We start from the raw sequence: 3,980 nt of genomic DNA, 5'->3' as shown, positions 1-3,980 counted from the left end.
GCCGTTACCAGCGACGCATGCCAAGGCGGGAACAGGTCTCACGGACACTGACCAGGGACTACACCTTCGATATCAACCGAACCTCCATTTGGTAAGCCCACTCACAACCTGCGACCTCGTGTCGCACTGCCCTCTATACCCCGGGGACGGTGGTGTCCTCCCGACCGGCGGTTCGCTCACCGGTCGGCACCCGCCGCCTTACTGCGGCTGGTCCCTGCACCCCGCTGAAATCTTCCGCCTGACGGGGCTCAAACGTGACGAGGCATCATCAAGGGTTCACTCGCGTTCACCCCTCCGGTCTTCCCCTTGCCTGTGGCCCCCGGACGGAACGGGAGCCCTTGGGCTTCTTCTCCGAGCTTCGCACCCCGCCGTTACCAGCGACGCACGTCGGAGCGGGGACAGGCCCTGGACACTGGCCTGGGATGAACATCTACGGCATCAGCCGAACCTCCAATCGATGCATCCACTCAACTCGTGCGACCTCGTGTCGCACGGATCCGGCGTTGCCTGCCCGCAGCATCAGGGCCAGCGGTTCCCCGCCGCCGCCTTGGTCGTGGTCGGCGAAGGCGGTCATCGGGTGGAAGCCGTAGCTTTTCTTCCAGGTCGGCGCCGCGTGCTGCTTGTCGGAGTGGGAGAGCACGATGGTGGCGTCGAGATCCACGATCACGGGCTGGCCGTCGGCTCCGGGGGCGTGGGGTCCGGCCAGGTGCCAGGCGCGTTCGCGTGCCGTTGCCCGCGCGGCGCGGATCGCCTTCAGTGAGCGGGCCGGATCGGCGGCGAGCCTGTCGATCAGGCGCGAGACCTTTGCCGGGTCGTGGATCGCGCGGCCGGGCCGCCATCGCTCCAGTTGTGCCGACAGCGCTTTGTCCAGCCCGGTGACGCGCAGCGTCTGCAACAGCAGCAGGCCGCCGGCGTGAGAGACCAGCCCACGGCCGTCGGCAGACACGCTGATCTTGCGGTGGGAAGCGGTAGAGTTCACGCGGAAAGTGCCTTCTGATCTGGGGTGGACGGGACCTTCGATAAGTCCGATCATCCCAGCTCAAAGGCACTTTCTCATGTAAACGATCAAGCCGACTCAAATTCACGGTAAAGCCGCAGGTTAGCGTGCTCGGCATCGATGAGGTCCGCCGGGGGCGGCCCCGCTGGGTGCTGGATGACAGCACCGGCACGTGGACGACGGCGGTGAATCGCTGGCATACCGGCTTCGTGGACCTGTCCGATGATCAGGGTCTGCTCGGCCAGGTCGAGGGCCGCACCATCGCCGCGGTGACCGGCTGGCTCAACCAGCGTGATGCCACCTGGCGCGAGCGGGTGGCCTTCGTCGCGATCGATATGTGCACCATCTTCAAAGCCGCCGTACGCGCCGCGTTACCGCAGGCCCGTCTGGTGGTCGACCACTTCCACGTCGTACAACTAGCCAACCAGGCCCTCACCGAGATCCGCCGCCGCATCACCGTCCAGATCCGCGGCCGGCGTGGGCGCAAAGGTAACCGGGAGTGGGAGCTGCGCAACCGGCTCACCCGCTCCGCAGCCCGAATGCACGGCTCTCAACTGGATCCGATGGTCGATGACCTGCAAGCGCTCGGCCGCATCGGCAAGCCGATCCTGGCCGCGTGGAACGCCAAGGAAGACCTGCTGGACCTGCTCGCCCTGGCCCGCACCAACCCTGACCGCACCGTCATCGCTGAGCGGCTGTTTCGCTTCTACGACCGCTGCGCCGCCTCCGGCCTGCCCGAACTCGAACGCCTGGCCACCACCATCGAGACCTGGTGGCCCGAGATCCTGGCCTTCATTCAGACCGGCATCACCAACGCCGGCTCCGAAGGCACCAACCGCGTCATCAAGACCACCGCCCGAGACGCCTATGGCTTCCGCAATCCCGAGAACCAGCGTCTACGCACCCGATGCGCCACTACCCGACGCGGACGCGGATGCCTCAACCCCGCTTAACTTCCGCCTAAAATCGAAGAGCCCCCAAGTCCCGCTCGATCCCTGGCAGCTGCGGTCGCACATGAGCGGTGACTCGTCGCAGCTTCGTCTCTTCGCTAGTCGGCGGGGATCATCATGGCTGCGTGCCGGGCCACCGCGGCGGCGCCCGTGCCGGCCAGGACGAAGAGGGCGGCCAGGCCGACCCAGCCCGCGGTGCCGTGTTCGACGGCGGTGGTGGCGAGGATCGGGGAGAACATGGCGGCGATCGCGTAGCCGGTCTGGCTGAGGCCTTGGTAGGCGCCGGCGCTGCGCTGGTCGGCCAGTTCGAAGGCCATGCCCCAGCCACCCGCCTCGCCCAGGATCTCACCCATGGTGTGGGCGAACGCGGCCAGGACGAACAGGACGCAGGCGACGATCATGTTTCCGTAGCCGGCCAGGGCGTACAGACCGCATGCGATCGCGAGCAGCCACGACGCGCGCCTGACCGTGCGCCCGGCCTTGCGCACGTCGTCGGTGCCGCGCGAGGCGCGCACCTGGAGTGCGGCCACGACCACGGTGTTGAGGACGAGTAGCACGGAGACGATGGCGGTGGGCGCGTCGGTGGTGGCCACCCAGAGCGGCATGCCGACGGTCAGCAGGCCGAACTGCGTGGCCACCACGGTGTTGCACGCGACGCTCGCGATGTACGTACGGTCCCTGAGCGGCGAAGGCCCGGTGGACGCGGTGCGCTCCCTGACGGCGGTCATCCTGGCGGCGAGCTCCGGCACCTGACGCCCGAGCCCGGCCAGCGGCACGGTGGCCGCCAGCAGCAAGACGCCGGCGACGACCATCGCCACACGGTACGCCGACGCGGTGCCGATCAGGAGCGCCGCCGCGGCGGCCACCGTGCCCAGGCCGATGAAGACGTTCGTGACCACGCGCATCCGGGCCCGGACCTCGACCCGCTCCGGGCCGGTGTACCACCGCGCCAGCATCGCCTGCTTCGACGAGGAGCCCACCGAACGCATGATCACGGCCAGGCAGGCGATCAGGGTGAACACGACGGCGTCGGAGACGAACGTGTAGGCGAGCAGCGCAATCCCGTTGAGCCCTGTCGCCACCGTCTGGATGTGGTGCGCGCCGACCCGGTCGGCCAGCCACCCTCCCGCGTACGAGGCCAGCACCCCGGTGCCGCCCGCGATGCCCAGCCCGAGACCCACCGTCGTCGCGCTGAGCCCGATGACGAGCGTGAAGTACAGCGTGCTGACGGTGTAGAAGACGCCGCTGGAGAGCGCGAACGCCATCGTGCTGACGGTCAGTGAGCGGGCGACGCGGTCCTGAGGGAAGAAGGTCTGGATCACGGAGGCCTTTATCCCGTAATAGGGCCTTTATCGCCAATTGATGTAGCGTATGGCTTCATGGCAGGGCTGATCGAGTACGAGCTTGCGGGGATGGACGTGGCCGACGTCCGCTTCGCCATCTCGCCGCTCAACGAGCTCACGCTGTCGTTGCGTACGTTCCGCGACCCTGGGCGCTATCCCGTGCACCTGCCCTGGCTGCGCCGCACGGAGCAGGCCCGGTCCACGCTGGACGTGCCCCTGCTGCGGGCGCTCACCAACGACGACATGTGGACACCGGACTACCTGTCACCCCGCCCCCACGCCCCGCTTACCCGCATCGACGACGAGCTCGCCACGGTCGCCCGCGTGCCCGTGGACCGGGTGCTCGACGACCTGCGCGCCATCCACCCCCGGCTCCCCGAGCCGCTGCGCGGCGACCCGTCGGCCCGCATCCTGGACGCGCTGCGGGACTACTGGCGCACCTGCTTCGTGCCCTGGTGGCCCAGGATGCGCGCGGTCCTGCAGGCCGACGTGGTCCACCGCGGCCAGGTCATCTCGGCCCACGGCCTGGCCGCGATGTTCGCCGACCTCAGCGAGCGCGTTCAGCTGAAGGACGGCGTGGTACGCATGCGGCTGATCAGCGACGCCCGCTACCGGCGCTCCACCAGCGGCGAGGGCCTCACCCTGGTCCCGACCCTCTTCAGCCGGGCCCCCACCGCCCCCATCTCCCCG

The 3,980-nt window shown here is 68.7% G+C and carries 3 protein-coding genes and 1 pseudogene; 2 read left to right on the top strand and 2 right to left on the bottom strand.

Translation table 11 applies throughout. The features are described 5' to 3' along the window. Window positions 1-430: 430 nt before the first annotated feature. Complete coding sequence (locus tag EJK15_RS68055) at window positions 431-979, bottom strand: transposase (protein WP_171075415.1); 549 nt, start codon at window positions 977-979, stop codon at window positions 431-433. A gap of 104 nt (window positions 980-1,083) precedes the next feature. Here EJK15_RS68055 and EJK15_RS68050 point away from each other — a divergent pair. Beyond that, window positions 1,084-1,950 (top strand): annotated as a pseudogene (locus tag EJK15_RS68050) (ISL3 family transposase); the annotation flags it as partial. A 95-nt stretch (window positions 1,951-2,045) separates the two neighbouring features. Here EJK15_RS68050 and EJK15_RS68045 read toward each other — a convergent pair. Continuing rightward, window positions 2,046-3,269 carry an MFS transporter gene (locus EJK15_RS68045; RefSeq protein WP_206062314.1) on the bottom strand — a complete coding sequence of 408 codons (1,224 nt, stop codon included), beginning with the start codon at window positions 3,267-3,269 and terminating at the stop codon, window positions 2,046-2,048. Between the two features lie 57 nt (window positions 3,270-3,326). Here EJK15_RS68045 and EJK15_RS68040 point away from each other — a divergent pair. Further along, window positions 3,327-3,980: DUF5937 family protein (locus EJK15_RS68040; protein WP_138720730.1), on the top strand; the 654-nt coding region annotated here is incomplete at its 3' end.

It is taken from the genome of Nonomuraea basaltis (assembly GCF_005893125.1).
GTDB classification, from domain to species: domain Bacteria; phylum Actinomycetota; class Actinomycetes; order Streptosporangiales; family Streptosporangiaceae; genus Nonomuraea; species Nonomuraea basaltis.
Note: the sequence above shows the minus strand (reverse complement) of the source record. Positions and strands in the feature narration are given on the sequence as shown.